Source organism: Streptomyces sp. NPDC002588 (assembly GCF_040295925.1).
Lineage (GTDB): Bacteria > Actinomycetota > Actinomycetes > Streptomycetales > Streptomycetaceae > Streptomyces.
The window spans coordinates 102,651-116,306 of record NZ_JBEOWF010000026.1; the positions used below are offsets into that span (position 1 = coordinate 102,651).

The following is a 13,656-nucleotide window of genomic DNA, read 5'->3' on the forward strand; positions in this document are numbered from 1 at the left end:
ACCGGTACGGAAGACCAGTGCCGGACACCGGTGCCGACAACGGCCCCTCCGGAGCGCCCCGGTCCCTACCGTCCGGCCGTCGGCGCGCCGGGCACTCCCTTCGGGGCCGGGGCGGGGCGGCCGGACAGGAAGTCCTGCCAGCCCTGCTTCGGGGCTTCGCCGACCTCCAGCGAGCGAAGCTTGGCCAGGGTCTTCGGGTCCTGGGCGTCCAGCCAGTCGGCCAGCTGCCGGAAGGAGACGCACCGCACATCGGGCTTGTTGCAGACGTTCTCGACGACCTCCTCGACAGCGCGCATGTACGTGCCGCCGTTCCAGGACTCGAAGTGGTTGCCGATGATCAGCGGGGCGCGGTTGCCGTCGTAGGCCCGGTAGAAGCCCCGGAGCAGGCCGTCACGCATCTGGTCGCCCCAGTACCGGTACTTGCCGGGGTCGCCCTGGGTCCTGGTGCCCGACTGGTTGACCATGAAGTTGTAGTCCATGGTGAGCTGCTCGAACGTGTGGCCGGGGAAGGGCACGAGCTGCATCGACAGGTCCCACAGGCCCAACTTCCTGCCGGGCCACACCTGGTCGTCGACCCCGCTGGTGTCGTAGCGGAAGCCGAGTCGGCTCGCGGCCCGCACGAAGTTCTTCTGTCCCTCGAGGCAGGGGGTGCGGGCGCCGACGAGTTCCTCGTCGTAGTCGAAGGGCAGCGGGGCCGCGTCCTTCATGCCGGTGTTGGTCTTCCAGGTCTTCACGAACTGCTTGGCCTGGGCGATCTCGTCCATCCACTCCCCGACCGACCACTCGCCGACGCCGCCGTTGCTGCCGCAGAAGTGGCCGTTGAAGTGGGTGCCGATCTCGTTGCCCTCCAGCCACGCCAGGCGCAGCTGCTTCACGGTGTCGGCGATGCCCTGCTCGTCGTTGAAACCGATGTCGGAACTGCCGGGTGAGTGCTGGGGCGGCTGGTACAGGTCGGCTTTCTCCGCCGGCAGCATGTACACGCCACTGAGGAAGTACGTCATGGTCGCGTGGTTGGCCTTGGACACCTCGCGGAAGTGGGAGAACAGTTTCTGGCTGTCCTCGCCGGCCCCGTCCCAGGAGAACACCACGAACTGCGGGGGCTTCTGACCCGGCTTCAGCCGCTGGGGTGTGGGCAGGTGCGGCTGCGCTCCGGTGTACGCGGTGGAGCCGTCCCCGATCAGACGGACGACCTTCTTCTTGTGCACCGGGGCCTTCTGCGGGCCCGGCGCTCCCTGATCACTGCCGGTTCCCGTCGCACAGCCGGCGAGCGACGCGGCGAGCGCCGCGACGGCCACGGCGCCGACAGCGATCCTGTGGGGGGCGTCGATGGTGCGGGGCGCGGCAGTCCTGCGGGTGGCGGCGATCGTGTGGGTGGCGGCCATGTTCCGTCCACCTTCTTCCTTCTCTCGGCCCACGCCGACGAGGGCGCTGTGTTGTTGGCCTGCCGGGACGAGCCGACAGCGCCGCCAACGTCGCACGGGAACGAGAGGGAATTAGTACGACAAGCCGATGAAATGTCCGCACCGCACTTATGGGTGATTCATTGCCCCATTTGCCACATAAATCCATGCCTGGCCTTTACTCTGCATTACGATCGCTTTACTGAGCGTTGAGCTTTGTCGATCGTCGAGCTTCACCGAGCGTTGAGCTTCACCGAGCGTTGAATTTCATCCCGCCGCTGCACGCCGTGACCCACGGCCGCGTCCGCCCCCGCCATCGACGGGGGACCCCAGTTCCGCGACCGCGCTGCCCCGGAGGAGACGGGAAACATGTCAGCCTGCGTCCCCACTCGTGCTTCCGACTCGACGCGCACCAAGCGCGTCCACCCGCCCCACAGCCCCCCACCCGCCCCGCACCGCCGCTTCCGCATCGCCGGCGCCGACGTGTCCGCCTCGATCGCGGTCTTCCTGATCGCTCTTCCCCTGTCCCTGGGCATCGCCCTGGCCACCGGTGCCCCCCTCCAGGCCGGCCTCGTCGCCGCCGCCGTGGGCGGGATCGTCGTCGGCCGGGTCGGCGGATCCCCGCTCCAGGTCAGCGGTCCCGCCGCCGGTCTGACGGTGGTCACGGCCGACCTCATCCAGCGCTACGGCTGGCGGACGACCTGTGCCGTCACCGTCCTCGCCGGACTCGCCCAACTCGGCCTCGGCTGCCTGCGCGTGGCGCGCACCGCGCTCGCCGTCAGCCCCGCCGTCGTGCACGGCATGCTCGCCGGCATCGGTGTCACGATCGCCGTCGCCCAGTTGCACATCGTCCTCGGCGGCACCCCGCAGAGTTCCGTCCTGGCCAACCTATGTGCGCTGCCTGCCCAGTTGGCGAGACTGCACCCCGAAGCCGTCATCGTGAGCGCACTGACCCTGACCCTGCTGCTGCTCTGGCCGCGCATCCCCGGCCGGGCGGGGAGGATGCTGCGCAAGCTGCCCGCCGCGCTCGTCGCCGTCGCCGGAGCCACGGCCGTCGCCGCCCTCGCCGACCTCACCCTGCCCAAGGTCGACCTGCCCTCGTGGCGCAGCCACGCCCTGGCCGGGCTCCCCGAGGGGCCCGTGCTCGGCGTCGCGGCCGCCGTCCTCACCACCACGCTGGTGTGCAGCGTGCAGTCGCTCCTCGGCGCGGTCGCCGTCGACAAACTCATCGCCTCCCGCCCCGGTCTCATCACCTCCTCCGCCGGCCGCCCGCTCCGCGTCGGCCGCTCCGACCTCGACCGCGAGCTGCTCGGCCAGGGCGCCGCCAACATCGTCTCCGGCTCGCTCGGCGGACTCCCCGTCGCGGGGGTGGCCGTGCGCAGTTCGGCGAACGTCCAAGCGGGTGCCGTGAGCCGGAACTCCACGATGCTGCACGGCGTTCTCGTAGTGGTCGCCGCGCTGCTGATGGTCCCGATCCTGGAGCTCATCCCGCTGGCCTCACTCGCCGCCCTGGTGATGGCCGTCGGCATCCAGATGGTGTCCCTGCACCACATTCGCACGGTGACCCGCCACCGAGAGGTGCTGGTGTACGCCGTCACCACCCTCGGCGTGGTGTTCCTCGGCGTCCTGCAAGGCGTCACGCTGGGCGTCGCGGTGGGCGTCGCGGTCGCCCTGAACCGCCTCGCCCACACCCGCATCACCCATGACGAGCGGGAAGGAGTCCATCACGTACACGTACGAGGCCAGTTGACGTTTCTCGCGGTGCCCAGACTCAGCCGCGTCCTGCATCTCGTCCCCCAGGGCACCCCTGTGGTGGTGGAGCTGGACGGCTCCTTCATGGACCACGCGGCGTACGAGTCCCTGCAGGACTGGCAGAAGACCCACACCGCACAGGGCGGCAGGGTCGAGCTGACCGGCCGCCGGGTCCGCTCCGGAGCGGGGACCGGCGCGAGCACCGATGCCGGCACGAGCGCCACCGTCCGCGCGGGCGTCGGCGCCCGGACCGGTGCCGGTGCCGATACGGTCGCCGAGCCCGACACGGACACCGCTTCGGAGTCCGGCGCCGACTGCCGCTGCCGCCCCTGGACACCCTGGCGCAACCATCAGTGCGCGGTCCCGCAAACCGGGTCCGGACACGGGTCCACGTCCGGGTCCACGTCCGACGGGCCCTCCATCGGTCCTCCGCCCGGCGATCCACGGAAGGAACCGTCCGCGGTCCGGCTCGGCGCGCATCCCGAGGGAGCCTCCGCGGAGCCCACGGGGACCGGCCCTGCGGAGGCCGCAACAGACCACACCTCCGCCGAGCCCGGATCCCCACGCGCCGAACCCGGATTCACCCCCGCACCCCACCCCGACGAGCCCAACAAGTCCACCCCCGACCCCACCCACGGCGGTCCCCATCAACTGGTCCGCGGGATCAGCGCGTTCCAGCGGAACACCGCGCCGCTGGTGCGAGGGGAGCTGGCGAGGCTGGCGCGCGAGGGGCAGCGGCCGACCCAGCTGTTCCTCACCTGTGCCGACTCCCGGCTGGTCACCTCGATGATCACCTCCAGTGGTCCGGGCGATCTGTTCGTGGTGCGCAACGTGGGCAATCTCGTGCCGCCGCCCGGTGAGGAGAGCGGGGACGACTCGGTGGGGGCGGCCATCGAGTACGCGGTGGACGTGCTGAGGGTGCGGTCCGTCACGGTGTGCGGGCACTCCGGGTGCGGGGCCATGCAGGCGCTGCTCACCTCCGGACCCGGTGGCGGCCGGACCCCGCTCCAGCGGTGGCTCGAACAAGGGCTGCCGAGCCTGGAGCGGATGGCCGACGACAGCCGCCCCTCGGTCCGGCTGGCCGGGCGGGCGCCCGCGGATGCCGTCGAGCAGCTCTGCCTGACCAATGTGGTCCAGCAGTTGGACCATCTGCGTGCCCACGAGTCGGTGGCGCGAGCCCTGCGGGCCGGGACGCTGGAGTTGCACGGGCTGTACTTCCACGTGGGCGAGGCACAGACGTATCTGCTCACCGGCGGGAGCGGGGGCGAGGTGTTCGATCACGTGGGGGTGGCGGACCTGACGGCGTGACGGCCCGGCACCCGCCGAGCCCCTCTCCTCGGCGGGTGCCCCGTGCGGGCAAGCGGTGTGAAAGGCGTTGCACCGGCTGAACTCGGCCGGTTTCCCGTCCGTGGGTACGGATGACCCGACCATCCGGGGCCCCGGTCCCACCCGGCCGTCCCCGAACCCCGCCCGCACGCCCCTGCACCCCCACTCGCGCGCCCCCGCACCCCTGCTCGCGCGTACCCTGCGAACCGCAGTCTCCCGTGCCCCCGACCCCCGCTCGCCCACCCCAGCAGTTCACAGGTCTAAACCAATTTTCCGTCGGCCCTTGTCACCGGCCCCTCGCTTCTGATGAGCTGTGGCCTGGGACACAACGGACACCCTTCGAGAGGGAGATGTCGTGAGCAACGAAAGCCTGGCCAACCTGCTCAAGGAAGAGCGCAGGTTCGCGCCGCCCGCCGACCTGGCCGCACACGCCAACGTCACGGCGGAGGCGTACGAACAGGCCAAGGCTGACAGGCTCGGCTTCTGGGCCGAGCAGGCCCGTCGGCTGACCTGGGCCAAGGAGCCGACGGAGACGCTGGACTGGTCGAACCCGCCGTTCGCCAAGTGGTTCAAGGACGGCGAGCTCAACGTGGCGTACAACTGCGTGGACCGCCACGTGGAGGCCGGGCACGGCGACCGGGTCGCCATCCACTTCGAGGGCGAGCCGGGCGACGGCCGCGCGATCACCTACGCCGAGCTCAAGGACGAGGTGTCGAAGGCCGCCCACGCCCTCCTGGAGCTGGGCGTACGCAAGGGCGACCGGGTCGCGGTCTACATGCCGATGATCCCGGAGACGGCGATCGCGATGCTGGCCTGCGCCCGGATCGGCGCCGCGCACTCCGTCGTCTTCGGCGGGTTCTCGTCGGACGCGCTGGCCACCCGCATCCAGGACGCCGACGCACGGGTCGTCATCACCTCCGACGGCGGCTACCGGCGCGGCAAGCCGTCCGCGCTGAAGCCGGCGGTCGACGAGGCGGCCGCCAAGGCGGGCAACGTCGAGCATGTCCTCGTGGTCCGTCGCACCGGCCAGGAGGTCGCCTGGGACGACAGCAAGGACGTGTGGTGGCACGAGATCGTCGAGCGCCAGTCGACCGAGCACACGCCCGAGTCCTTCGACGCCGAGCACCCGCTGTTCATCCTCTACACGTCGGGTACGACGGGTAAGCCGAAGGGCATCCTGCACACCTCGGGCGGCTACCTCACGCAGGCCGCCTACACCCACCACGCCGTCTTCGACCTCAAGCCGGAGACCGACGTGTACTGGTGCACGGCCGACGTCGGCTGGGTCACCGGGCACTCGTACATCGTCTACGGCCCGCTGGCGAACGGGGCGACGCAGGTCATGTACGAGGGCACGCCGGACACCCCGCACCAGGGCCGCTTCTGGGAGATCGTGCAGAAGTACGGGGTGACGATCCTCTACACGGCGCCGACCGCGATCCGGACGTTCATGAAGTGGGGCGACGACATCCCCGCGAAGTTCGACCTCAGCAGCCTGCGGGTGCTGGGTTCGGTGGGTGAGCCCATCAACCCGGAGGCCTGGATCTGGTACCGCAAGCACATCGGAGCCGACCGGACGCCGATCGTGGACACCTGGTGGCAGACCGAGACCGGCGCGATGATGATCTCGCCGCTGCCGGGGGTGACCGAGACCAAGCCCGGTTCCGCGCAGACCCCGCTGCCCGGCATCTCCGCGACCGTCGTCGACGACGAGGCGAACGAGGTGCCGGACGGCGGCGGTGGCTACCTGGTCCTCACCGAGCCGTGGCCGTCGATGCTGCGCACCATCTGGGGCGACGACCAGCGGTTCCTTGACACCTACTGGTCGCGGTTCGAGGGCAGGTACTTCGCCGGCGACGGCGCGAAGAAGGACGACGACGGGGACATCTGGCTCCTCGGCCGCGTCGACGACGTCATGCTCGTGTCGGGTCACAACATCTCCACCACCGAGGTGGAGTCGGCGCTCGTGTCGCACCCGTCGGTCGCCGAGGCGGCCGTGGTCGGCGCGGCCGACGAGACGACCGGGCAGGCGATCGTCGCGTTCATCATCCTGCGCGGGACGGCGGACGCGGAGGACGAGAGCCTCGTCGCCGACCTGCGCAACCACGTGGGCGCCACGCTCGGCCCGATCGCCAAGCCCAAGCGGGTCCTGCCGGTGGCGGAGCTGCCGAAGACCCGCTCCGGCAAGATCATGCGGCGGCTGCTGCGGGACGTCGCGGAGAACCGTCAACTCGGTGACGTGACCACGCTGACCGACTCGACGGTGATGGACCTGATCCAGGCGAAGCTCCCGGCGGCGCCGAGCGAGGACTGAGTCCCTGCGCGGGCGCGTCACCGTCACGGGCACCCGGCCGATCACGCCGGGTGCCCGTTTCGCGCATCTTAGGTAAAGTAAACAAAACAGGTGCGCCGGGAAGTCTGGTCGGCATGTGCTTCGTGCTGCCCACCGACCGGAGGTGTCCCCGTGACCGCGCCCCGCACCACCGCCGCCGCCCGCAAGGTCTTCGGACGGCTGTCGCTCCCCGAGCGGACCTTCGTCGCGGACGCGCTGCGCACCGAGACCGTCGGCGGTGTGCTGCTGCTCGTCGCCGCGGTCGCCGCGCTGATCTGGGCCAACGTCCCCGCACTGCGGGACAGCTACGAGAGCGTCAGCCACTTCCGTCTGGGCCCCGGGTCCCTCGGACTGCACCTGTCGGTCGAGCACTGGGCGGCCGACGGCCTCCTCGCGGTCTTCTTCTTCGTGGCCGGTATCGAACTCAAGCGCGAACTGGTCGCCGGGGACCTGCGTGACCCCCGGGCCGCCGCGCTTCCCGTGGTGGCGGCGCTGTGCGGGATGGCCGTACCGGCCCTGGTCTACTCGCTCACCAACCTCACCGGCGGCGGCTCCCTGGCCGGCTGGGCGGTGCCCACGGCCACCGACATCGCCTTCGCGCTCGCCGTGCTCGCCGTCATCGGTACGTCCCTGCCGGGCGCCCTGCGCGCCTTTCTGCTCACGCTGGCCGTGGTGGACGACCTGTTCGCGATCCTGATCATCGCCGTCTTCTTCACCGACAGCATCGACTTCGCGGCGCTGGGCGGCGCCGCCGCCGGGCTCGTCGTCTTCTGGGTACTGCTGCGGTCAGGTGTACGCGGGTGGTACGTGTACGTGCCGCTCGCGCTGGTGATCTGGTCGCTGATGTACAACAGCGGCGTCCACGCGACCATCGCCGGTGTCGCCATGGGCCTGATGCTGCGCTGCACCACTCGTGAGGGTGAGGAGCACTCCCCCGGCGAGCGCGTCGAACACCTGGTGCGGCCGCTCTCCGCGGGCCTGGCCGTGCCGCTGTTCGCGCTGTTCAGCGCCGGGGTGGCGGTTTCGGGGGGTGCGCTGGGGGATGTGTTCACCAAGCCGGAGACCCTCGGTGTCGTCCTCGGTCTCGTGGTCGGCAAGGCGGTCGGCATCTTCGGCGGGACCTGGCTGACCGCTCGTTTCACCCGGGCGTCGCTCAGCGACGACCTCGCCTGGGCGGACGTCTTCGCCGTCGCGTCGCTGGCCGGCATCGGCTTCACCGTCTCGCTGCTGATCGGGGAGCTGGCCTTCGACGGCGACCGGCTCCTGACCGACGAGGTCAAGGCGTCCGTACTGCTCGGCTCGCTCATAGCGGCCACCTTCGCCACCGTGCTGCTGAAGCTGCGCAACGCCGAGTACCGCAGGATCTACGAGACCGAGGAGCGCGACGAGGACAGCGACGGCATTCCGGACATCTACGAGCAGGACGACCCGGCGTACCACCTGCGGATGGCCGCGATCCACGACCGCAAGGCCGCCGAACACCGCCGTGTCGCCGAGGAGATCGCCCGGAAGCAGAACGAGGCGAAGGACGGGACGGGTCACGTGGCCGCCGAAGTGCCGGGCGGGGCGGGCGAGGACGGCGGGCGTCCGGCATGATCTGACGGGACGGTACAAAAGAAGTCAGAGGACTTCGAAGTCAGAGAAGTACAGAGAACACGGACCAGCATCACAGTGCAGCAGAAGAGGGAGACCGCGATGAGCGCACCCGACGGCAGCCCGGTCGGCGCCGAACGCAGCATCGGCCAGCTGTTCGCCTCGGCCACGACCGAGTTGTCGGCGCTGGTGCACGACGAGATCGCGCTGGCGAAGGCGCAGCTCAAGCAGGACGTCAAGCGCGGCGCGACGAGCGGCGGCGCGTTCTCGGCGGCCGGCGCGGTCCTGTTGTTCTCCCTGCCGATGCTGAACTTCGCGCTGGCGTACGGCATCCGGACCTGGAGCGACTGGAACCTCGCGATCTGCTTCCTGCTGTCGTTCGCGGCGAACGTACTGGTCGCCGTGGTCCTGACGCTGATCGGTGTGGTCTTCGCGAAGAAGGCCAAGAAGAGCCAGGGACCGCAGAAGGTGGCCGCCTCGATGAAGGAGTCGGCGGGCGTTCTGCAGAAGGCCAAGCCGCATCCGCGGCCCGAACTCGCGGAGGGGCGGACCCCGGAGGCCATCGAGGCTGTGGCACGCTCGTCGTCATGACGGACCCCGCCACCCCTTCGGCGCAATCCACCTCGGTCGTACGGCCTGATGTCGCCGCCGGCACCAAGGTGACCCATCGCGAGGTGGCCGCGAACGGCGCCCGCTTCCACATCGCGGAGGCCGGCGACGGCCCGCTGGTCATGCTGGTGCACGGCTTCCCGCAGTTCTGGTGGACCTGGCGCCACCAGATCGGCGCGCTGGCCGACGCGGGCTTCCGGGCCGTCGCCATGGACCTGCGGGGCGTCGGCGGCAGCGACCGTACGCCCCGCGGCTACGACCCGGCCAACCTCGCCCTCGACATCACCGGCGTGATCCGCTCCCTCGGCGAGCCCGACGCCGCACTGGTCGGCCATGACCTGGGCGGCTATCTGGCGTGGACGGCGGCCGTGATGCGGCCCAAGCTGGTCCGCCGGCTCGCCGTCGCCTCGATGCCGCACCCCCGGCGCTGGCGCTCGGCGATGCTCGCCGACGTCCGGCAGTCGACCGCGAGTTCCCACATCTGGGGGTTCCAGCGGCCGTGGATCCCCGAGCGACAGCTCACCGCGGACGACGGCGAGCTGGTGGTCCGGCTGATCCGGGAGTGGTCCGGGCCGCGGCCGCCCGAGGACGAGGCGCTGGAGACATACCGGCGCGCCATGTGCATCCCCTCCACCGCGCACTGCTCCGTCGAGCCGTACCGGTGGCTGGTGCGCTCGATGGCCCGGCCGGACGGCATCCAGTTCTACCGACGCATGAAGCGGCCCGTGCGCGTGCCCACGCTCCACTTGCACGGATCCCTCGATCCGGTGATGCGTACCCGCAGCGCGGCGGGATCCGGCCAGTACGTCGAGGCGCCGTACCGCTGGCGCCTGTTCGACGGGCTGGGCCACTTCCCGCACGAGGAGGACCCGGGCGCCTTCTCCACCGAGCTCGTCAACTGGCTGAAGGATCCCGAGCCGGACCGGTGAGCCGCGTCCCGATCGGCTGAAGGATTCCGGACCCGATCGGTGACCGGGCCATCGCGCCCGGTGTCCGGATCGGAACACCTGTACTACGAACGGCCACATGCCCGCCGCATAGGCCAATTGGCCGCTCTCCGGGCGGTTATCGACCTTGGGGCGGGGGCAGACGTCGGGGTATGGGCTGGACGCACGACTACAGTGACGCAGCACGCAACCGCCGCTCGGCCAGTGGCCTGAGCCCCCACCGACGAGGCACCGACCCGCAACTGCCGGGCTCCGACCTCCGGGTGGGCATTCCGCGCATCCTGCGCCGCCGGGCCCGCTGGGTCTCGGTACGCCTGCGTCACCCGCGAGGCTGACCGCCGGGCCCCTGGGCCTACAGGGCGCAGTTGTCGCTGTCCACCTGCTGACCGGCGGTACGGCCTTCGGTGACGTCCGGCTGGATCTCGTCCGCGGTGAGGGCGTACCCCGTGTTGGCGTCGTCGAGGGACTTCGCGAACACCACGCCGTACACCCTGCCGTCGGGGGTGAGCAGCGGACCGCCGGAGTTGCCCTGGCGGACGGTGGCGTACAGCGAGTACACGTCACGGCGCACGGTGCCGCGGTGGTAGATGTCCGGGCCGTTGGCGTTGATGCGACCGCGCACGCGCGCGGCGCGCACGTCGTACGACCCGTTCTCCGGGAACCCGGCGACGATCGCACCGTCGTTCGTCGCCGCGTCCGCCGGGGCGAACCGCAGCGCCGGCGCGTCGAGATCCGGTACGTCGAGTACGGCGATGTCGCGCTTCCAGTCGTACAGCACCACCGTGGCGTCGTACTTGCGGCCCTCACCGCCTATCTGGACGGTGGGCTCGTCGACACCGCCCACGACGTGCGCGTTGGTCATGACGCGGCGCTCGCCGAAGACGAAGCCGGTGCCCTCCAGGACCTTGCCGCAGCTCTCGGCGGTGCCCACCACCTTGACGATGGAGCGCTGTGCCCGCACGGCCACCGCGCTGTTCGCGAGCGCCGGGTCGGGCGGCTGGACGTCGGTGATCGGCTCGTTGGAGAACGGGCTGAAGACCTGTGGGAAGCCGTTCTGCGTGAGAACGGCGGAGAAGTCGGCGAACCAGGTGTCGGCCTGGTTCGGCAGCGCCCGGGAGACCCCTTGCAGCACGTTGGAGTTACGGACCTCCTTGCCGAGGGTGGGCAGGGTGGTGCCGGCCAGCGCGGAGCCGATCAGCCACGCCACCAGCAGCATCGCCACGACGTTGACGAGCGCGCCGCCCGTCGCGTCCAGCGCGCGGGCCGGGGACCAGGTGATGTAGCGGCGCAGCTTGTTGCCGAGATGGGTGGTGAGGGCCTGGCCGACCGAGGCGCAGACGATCACGATGACCACCGCGACGACGGCCGCCGTGGTGCTCACCTCGGAGTTGTCGGTGAGCCAGTCCCAGATCAGCGGCAGCAGGTAGACGGCGACCAGACCGCCGCCCAGGAAGCCGATCACCGACAGGATGCCGACGACGAAGCCCTGGCGGAAGCCGACGACCGCGAACCACACCGCCGCGACCAGCAACAGGATGTCCAGCACGTTCACGGCTTGGCGCCTCGCCTCATCGATTCGCGGTCACTACAGGTCGGCCGGGGGTCGGGCCGGCCGCGAAGCGGCATTGGAACACAACGGCCCCCGGGCAGGCACAGCACGGTGGACACCCTGTCATGACCGCCAGTCGAGCGGGACCTGCTTCTCGCGGTCCCAGGTGCGCTCCCAGCCCGCGAAGTGCAGGAGGCGGTCGATGATGCCGGCGGTGAATCCCCAGACGAGGGCCGATTCGACCAGAAATGCCGGGCCTCGGTGGCCGCTGGGATGGACGGTCGTGGCCCGGTTGGCCGGGTCGGTGAGATCGGCCACTGGGACCGTGAAGACCCTGGCCGTCTCGTTCGGGTCGACGACGCCGACCGGGGTCGGCTCGCGCCACCAGCCCAGGACGGGTGACACGACGAAGCCGCTCACCGGGATGTACAGCTTGGGCAGGACGCCGAAGAGCTGGACGCCGGCCGGGTCGAGGCCCGTCTCCTCCTCGGCCTCGCGCAGCGCCGCCCGCAGGGGGCCGTCGCCCTGCGGATCGCCGTCCTCCGGGTCGAGGGCGCCGCCGGGGAACGAGGGCTGTCCCGCGTGCGAGCGGAGGGAGCTCGCCCGCTCCATCAGCAGCAGCTCGGGGCCGCGCTCGCCCTCACCGAACAGGACGAGGACCGCGGACTGCCGGCCCGCGCCGTCCTCGGGCGGCAGGAAGCGGCTGAGCTGGCGCGGCTGGACCGTCGCCACGGCGTGCACCACCGGGTCCAGCCAGCCCGGCAGCCCGTCCTTGCTGAGCCCGACGGCAAGCCGCCGGCCGCCGCCCACGACGCCCCCCTCCGAAGCCCTCGCCTCAGCCCTCGCCGAATCCCTGGCGGTATCACTCGCTCGTGTCATCGCCACGCCACCCCCGTTCTGCCAGGTTCGACGCGCGAGCGCCCGTAGATCGTTCCACGACCGGTCCCGCGGCCGCCGCGCCCGCACAGCGCCGCTCGGCCGCCGCGACCGCGGCGGAGCGGGCCGTGCTCGCCGCCTCCCTCATCCGGCCCCCAGGGGCGGGGCCGGCCTGCCGCCCGCGTCCAGGTAGGCCTGGGGCGGGTTCAGACGCTGGCCCGGGAAGCCGCCCTTCTCGTACTTGAGGAGCTTCTTCGCCTTCTCGGGGTCCGTCTCGCCCTCGCCGTAGGCCGGGCACAGCGGGGCGATGGGGCAGGCGCCGCAGGCGGGCTTGCGGGCGTGGCAGATGCGGCGGCCGTGCCAGATCACGTGGTGGGAGAGGTCCGTCCACTCGCTCTTGGGGAAGAGCGCCCCGACGGCGGCCTCGATCTTGTCGGCGTCGGTCGCCTCGGTCCACTTCCAGCGCCGTACGAGCCGCTGGAAGTGGGTGTCCGCGGTGATCCCGGGGCGGCCGAACGCGTTGCCCAGCACCACGAAGGCGGTCTTGCGGCCGACGCCGGGCAGCTTGACCAGGTCCTCCAGCCGGCCCGGCACCTCGCCGCCGAAGTCGTCCGCCAGCGCCTTGGAGAGGCCTATGACCGACTTGGTCTTGGCGCGGAAGAAACCGGTGGGGCGGAGGATCTCCTCGACCTCCTCCGGGTTCGCGGCGGCCAGGTCCTCGGGGGTGGGGTACTTGGCGAACAGACCGGGGGTCGTCTGGTTGACCCTGAGGTCGGTGGTCTGGGCGGACAGGACCGTGGCGACCAGGAGCTGGAAGGGGTTCTCGAAGTCGAGCTCGGGGTGGGCGTACGGATAGACCTCGGCGAGTTCGCGGTTGATACGGCGGGCGCGCCGGACCAGCGCCGTACGGGACTCGGGTTTCCCGGTGGGACCCGTCTTGTCGGCGGACGACTCCTTTGTCACCTTTGCCGTTTTCTTACCACCGCCCGGGCCCTGTTCGCCCACAGCGGAATTGCTACGTACAACCACCCGCCCAGCCCCCTTGGCCTGTGCTCTCACCGGCGATTTGGACACCCGGCCAGCCTAAAGCCCGACACTGACATCCGCCCCGGCCCCTGAAGATCGGCCCCCAATTGGACCCCTGCCGCTTACCTCGGGACATGTGTGCGGCATCCTTGTGACAGATCACACTGTTTGGACCGTCCGGCAAAATGGGGAACACGGTCCCCTGGTAAGCGGGGGACAAGATCCCCTGAGCAGGTCGACAAGGAG

10 protein-coding genes are annotated in these 13,656 nt (G+C 70.8%); 6 read left to right on the forward strand and 4 right to left on the reverse strand.

Annotation, left to right across the window (positions count from 1 at the left end; translation table 11 throughout):
• Positions 1-65: 65 nt before the first annotated feature.
• Positions 66-1,382, reverse strand: coding sequence for a polysaccharide deacetylase family protein (locus ABT057_RS28030; protein ID WP_502973971.1), 1,317 nt, complete (start codon positions 1,380-1,382; stop codon positions 66-68).
• Positions 1,383-1,769: 387 nt separating this feature from the next.
• Here ABT057_RS28030 and ABT057_RS28035 point away from each other — a divergent pair, with 387 nt between their 5' ends.
• The 6 genes from ABT057_RS28035 to ABT057_RS28060 all read left to right on the forward strand — a co-directional run bounded on the left by ABT057_RS28035 (position 1,770) and on the right by ABT057_RS28060 (position 10,294).
• On the forward strand, positions 1,770-4,460 hold the full coding sequence (locus tag ABT057_RS28035) for a SulP family inorganic anion transporter (RefSeq protein WP_352346380.1): 2,691 nt from the start codon (positions 1,770-1,772) through the stop codon (positions 4,458-4,460).
• A gap of 373 nt (positions 4,461-4,833) precedes the next feature.
• Complete coding sequence (gene acs / locus ABT057_RS28040; protein WP_352346381.1) at positions 4,834-6,792, forward strand: acetate--CoA ligase; 1,959 nt, start codon at positions 4,834-4,836, stop codon at positions 6,790-6,792.
• A 150-nt stretch (positions 6,793-6,942) separates the two neighbouring features.
• Complete coding sequence (gene nhaA, locus ABT057_RS28045; RefSeq protein ID WP_352346382.1) at positions 6,943-8,406, forward strand: Na+/H+ antiporter NhaA; 1,464 nt, start codon at positions 6,943-6,945, stop codon at positions 8,404-8,406.
• A gap of 99 nt (positions 8,407-8,505) precedes the next feature.
• Positions 8,506-8,994 carry a phage holin family protein gene (locus ABT057_RS28050; RefSeq protein ID WP_352346383.1) on the forward strand — a complete coding sequence of 163 codons (489 nt, stop codon included), beginning with the start codon at positions 8,506-8,508 and terminating at the stop codon, positions 8,992-8,994.
• A complete protein-coding gene (locus ABT057_RS28055; protein ID WP_352346384.1) occupies positions 8,991-9,941 on the forward strand; it encodes an alpha/beta fold hydrolase in 951 nt (316 codons plus the stop codon). Before ABT057_RS28050 ends, ABT057_RS28055 begins: the two co-directional genes overlap by 4 nt.
• A gap of 170 nt (positions 9,942-10,111) precedes the next feature.
• Positions 10,112-10,294 (forward strand): hypothetical protein, encoded by a 183-nt coding sequence (locus tag ABT057_RS28060; RefSeq protein ID WP_352346385.1) that lies wholly within the window; start codon positions 10,112-10,114, stop codon positions 10,292-10,294.
• 17 nt (positions 10,295-10,311) lie between these two features.
• Here the strand turns inward: ABT057_RS28060 and ABT057_RS28065 are convergent, their stop codons facing one another.
• The 3 genes from ABT057_RS28065 to nth form a co-directional block, all read right to left on the reverse strand.
• Complete coding sequence (locus tag ABT057_RS28065) at positions 10,312-11,511, reverse strand: MarP family serine protease (protein ID WP_352346386.1); 1,200 nt, start codon at positions 11,509-11,511, stop codon at positions 10,312-10,314.
• A 120-nt stretch (positions 11,512-11,631) separates the two neighbouring features.
• Positions 11,632-12,387 (reverse strand): NUDIX hydrolase, encoded by a 756-nt coding sequence (locus ABT057_RS28070; RefSeq protein ID WP_352346387.1) that lies wholly within the window; start codon positions 12,385-12,387, stop codon positions 11,632-11,634.
• Positions 12,388-12,528: 141 nt separating this feature from the next.
• Entirely contained in the window at positions 12,529-13,347 is an 819-nt protein-coding gene (nth, locus tag ABT057_RS28075) for an endonuclease III (RefSeq protein ID WP_352346388.1), read from the reverse strand.
• Positions 13,348-13,656 lie beyond the last annotated feature (309 nt).

Coding starts and splice junctions, on each gene's coding strand:
- ABT057_RS28030 (WP_502973971.1), bottom strand. CDS start 1,382: ATGGCCGCCACCCACACGATCGCCGCCACCCGCAGGACTGCCGCGCCC.
- ABT057_RS28035 (WP_352346380.1), top strand. CDS start 1,770: ATGTCAGCCTGCGTCCCCACTCGTGCTTCCGACTCGACGCGCACCAAG.
- ABT057_RS28050 (WP_352346383.1), top strand. CDS start 8,506: ATGAGCGCACCCGACGGCAGCCCGGTCGGCGCCGAACGCAGCATCGGC.
- ABT057_RS28055 (WP_352346384.1), top strand. CDS start 8,991: ATGACGGACCCCGCCACCCCTTCGGCGCAATCCACCTCGGTCGTACGG.
- ABT057_RS28060 (WP_352346385.1), top strand. CDS start 10,112: ATGGGCTGGACGCACGACTACAGTGACGCAGCACGCAACCGCCGCTCG.
- ABT057_RS28070 (WP_352346387.1), bottom strand. CDS start 12,387: ATGACACGAGCGAGTGATACCGCCAGGGATTCGGCGAGGGCTGAGGCG.